The following is a 3,677-nucleotide window of genomic DNA, read 5'->3' as shown; positions in this document are numbered from 1 at the left end:
CCCCGGCCCTCCGCGGGCAAGGTCCGTGGAGGGCCGGGGCGGCGATGTCCGCGGTGTGATCGGCCGGCCGGACCGCGCCCCGGTGAGGCGGCCGGGTCGGCCGGGCCGGTCCAGCCCGCTCAGTCGCCCGGCTCGATCAGCGCGTCCGCGTGCGCGAGACCGCTCTCCGCCGCGATGTCGTCCAGCGACTGCGCGTCCCGCACCGTCACGAACGACACCGGGCCGTCGTGGCCCGGTCGGCCCTCCCCCGACCCGTCCTCCGGCCCTGCCCCCGCCCGGAATCCGTACACCGCGGGACGGGGCAGACTGTTGTACGCCCACGGGGTGGAGAAGTAGTACGCCCCCGTGTCGTACAGCACGACCAGATCGTCCTCGGCCAGCTCCGGCAGCTCCCTGCCGTACGCCACCACGTCCCCCGCGAAGCAGCACGGCCCCGCGATGTCCTGCGCCAGCGGTGGACCGCCCTTGGGAGTGCCGTCCGGGCCGAAAGCCCCGATCCGCAACGGCCAGGCGTCGGGCATGAGGACCGTACGGGTGGCGGTCTGGGCTCCCGCGTGGGTGAGTGCGATCCGGCGGCCCCCGGCATCCTTCGTGTACTCCACCCGGGCCCCGATGAACCCGTTCTTCGCCAGCAGCGACCGGCCGAACTCCGTGACCAGGGAGTAGCGGCCGGAGAAGAGGCCGGGTGCGGCCGCCGTCAGGGCCGCCACGTAGTCGGCGTAGGTGGGGTGCACGGTCTCGTCGGTGAAGTTGACCGGAAGTCCGCCGCCGATGTCCAGGCTGGTGACCTGTCGGACGCCCAGTGTCGCGTTGATCTCCTCGGCCAGCTCGTACGTCCGTGCCACACCGGCCGCGATCAGCTCCAACGGGCAACCCTGGGAGCCCACATGGGCGTGCAGCCGGGTCAGCCACGGGCGATCCCGGAAGGCTCCCACGATCGCCTCGCGGGCACCCGGGTCCCGCAGTGCGACCCCGAATTTCGATGTGTCCGTCGCCGTGCTCATCGGCCCGATCGAGCCGCTGCCCACCTGAGGGTTGACCCGCAGTCCGAGGACCGAGTCGGTGCGCGGGTCGCGGAGGGCGTCGACGCGGCGCAGTTCGTCGAGGCTGTCGGCGTTGACGGCGGCGCCGAGGGCGAGCGCCAGCCGGATCTCCTCGCGGGTCTTGGCGGGGGAGTCCAGCACGACACGGGACGCGGCGAACCCTGCTTCCAGGGCCAGCCGCAGTTCACCGGGGCTCGCCACCTCGCACCCCATCCCGCACTCGGCCAGCAGCCGCAGCACCGGGACGAGGGAGCATGCCTTGGCCGCGAAGGTGTGCAGTACCCCGGGCGTGGCGGCGAAGGCGTTGTGCAGGGCCCCGACGGAGGCGCGCACGCCCTCCGTGTCGATGAATCCGGCGACCGGGCTGCCCTCGCCCAGCAGCCCCTGCCCGACGGCCGCCCGGACGACGGCGTCGAAGCGGACGGCCGGCGGTGCCGTGCCGCCCTCGTGGTGCGTGGAAGTCGTCTGCGTCATACGGCCAGAGTCCCTGATGGCTGCCCCCAGGTCTTCGGCGGAACGGGGGCGCTCGGTCGCCCGGCCGCGCGCCGGTGAGCGCCCCCGGGGATCGGGCGATCAGGCGATCAGGCCGACCACGGCCTCCGGCGTCAGCATCCGGAAGGTGAAGGCCTGTTGGAAGTAGAGGTGGACACTGGTGGCGTCGTGGTCCGCGTAGCCGATCGACAGGTCCTGGCCCAGGCAGAGCTCGAAGTCTCCGCCCCGGGTGGACAGCAGCACCCCGCCCTTGACCGCGGGCGCCCACAGGATCTCGTCGTCCACCAGGCGGCTCAGGTGGGTCTTGACCGGATACCCGTGGTCGGAGGTCTCGGCCGCCTCGGTGAACGCGTCCGCGCCGAGCATCAGCCGGTACGGTCCGTCGACACCGGCCAGCCGCAGTCGCGTCACCGCCTGGCTGACCGCCACCGGATAGTCCCGCGCGTCGGCGGGCAGCGGGAGGGGATCGTGCGAGGAGCCGTCCCGGAGCCCGGTGATCCCGGCCGCCCCGTACCCGTCGATGATCGCCATGTCCTCGGCGAACGCACAGGTGCGCGCCGCGTCCTTGACGGGCTGCCAGTCGCTGTCGGCGGAGCCGCGCTCCACGTCGTCCACGGCCCGGCGGGATACCGTGAACGGCACCCGCCACTCGATGACCGGCATCGACGTGCGGGCCCGGGCCGCCACATCCGGGGTGGGCGGATCGATGTCGGTCAGATGGCCGTCGCCGACGGCGGCCAGGGTCGGGCCGTCCGGATCGGACACGTCGACGACCCGGCGGCCGGCGACATGGCGGCGGAAGGTGCGCCGGGCCTCCTCCTCGATCTCGTCCCAGGCGGACGGGGTGACCGGCGCGAGCTCGCGGTGCAGATTGTTCATCACTGGGCGCTTTCTTGCAGGCTGCCGATGCGCAGCGAACCGTGGTCCGCCCCGGCCGCGGGAGGTTCGGGCCGGACCGGCGCGGGCACCGGTTCCGGCAGGTCCCCGGAGCGGGTCAGGACGGGCGGGGGCGGCGGAGCGTCGAGGAAGTCGGCGCGGGGGGCGAAGAAGAGGCAACCGGTGACCGCTGTGGAGAAGTCGAGGATGCGGTCGTGTGTCCCGGGCGGATCGCCGAGGAACATGTTGCGGAGCATCCGCTCGGTCACGTCGGGATCGGCGGCGTACCCGATGAAGTACGTACCGAACTCGCCCTTTCCGAAGCTCCCGAACGGCATGTTCGCCCGCAGGATGTCCCGTTCGGTGCCGTCCGGGTCGGTGATCGTGTTGAGGGCGAGGTGGGAGTCGGCGGGCTTCTCGTCGTCGGGGAACTCCACGTCGTCCACCTTGGTGCGGCCGATGACGCGTTCCTGCTCCTCCACGGAGAGCGCGTTCCAGGACGTCAGGTCGTGCAGGTACTTCTGTACGACGACGTAGCTGCCGCCCTCGAACTCCGGGTCGTCCGCCCCGACGAGCGCCGCCGAACGGGCGTCGTCGCCCACCGGGTTCTCCGTACCGTCCACGAAGCCGAGCAGGTCCCGGTGGTCCAGGTAGCGGAAGCCGTGCGTCTCGTCCACGATCCGCAGGGCTCCGCCGAGCCTGTCGAGCAACTGGGCCGCCCACGCGTAGCAGACGTCCATCCGCTCGGCCCGGATGTGCAGCAGCACGTCGCCGGGGGTCGCCGGGGCGTGGTGAAGAGGCCCTCGCAGCTCCGGGAACGGGTGGAGGTGAGCCGGGCGCGGCCCGGCGAACAGCCGGTCCCAGGCGTCGGCGCCGAAGCCCGCCACACAGGCGAGACCGGAGTCCGGGTACCGGAAGCCGAGCGACCGGGCCACGGCCGCGAGGTCCGGCAGCACGTCCCGCACCGCGCTCTCGCCGCCCGGCTCGATCGTGCCGACCAGGAACAGCGCCGCGCTGGTCAACGGCGCCACGACGGGCTGGACGGAGACGGGATCAGGGACGGCGTCGGGCATGCGCGCACTCCACTACGACGGTGTACGGACGGCCGCGAACAGTCGGCGGCGAACAGTCGGCAGAGACCTGTCGGCGGCCGGCGGACCACGATGAGCAGGGCTCGCACCCACTAACCCACGTCCCGTCCCCGGCCGCACGCCGGGAGCGCCCGGCCGGGGGAGCGTAGGGGCTGTCTCTTATACACATCTCTGA

The 3,677-nt window shown here is 72.7% G+C and carries 3 protein-coding genes; all 3 read right to left on the bottom strand.

Annotation, left to right across the window (positions count from 1 at the left end; all coding sequences use genetic code 11):
* Positions 1-119: 119 nt before the first annotated feature.
* On the bottom strand, positions 120-1,517 hold the full coding sequence (locus CR470_RS36565; protein WP_097871956.1) for a diaminopimelate decarboxylase: 1,398 nt from the start codon (positions 1,515-1,517) through the stop codon (positions 120-122).
* A gap of 99 nt (positions 1,518-1,616) precedes the next feature.
* A complete protein-coding gene (locus CR470_RS36560; RefSeq protein ID WP_097871954.1) occupies positions 1,617-2,414 on the bottom strand; it encodes a family 1 encapsulin nanocompartment shell protein in 798 nt (265 codons plus the stop codon).
* On the bottom strand, positions 2,414-3,484 hold the full coding sequence (locus CR470_RS36555) for a Dyp-type peroxidase (protein ID WP_097871952.1): 1,071 nt from the start codon (positions 3,482-3,484) through the stop codon (positions 2,414-2,416). The genes CR470_RS36560 and CR470_RS36555 overlap by 1 nt, the downstream gene beginning before the upstream one ends.
* Positions 3,485-3,677 lie beyond the last annotated feature (193 nt).

Origin of the sequence: Streptomyces sp. rh34 (assembly GCF_002551245.1) — a bacterium.
In the GTDB taxonomy this organism is placed as follows: domain Bacteria; phylum Actinomycetota; class Actinomycetes; order Streptomycetales; family Streptomycetaceae; genus Streptomyces.
The sequence above is the reverse complement of the archived record's forward strand: the minus strand, read 5'-3'. Positions and strand labels throughout refer to the sequence as shown.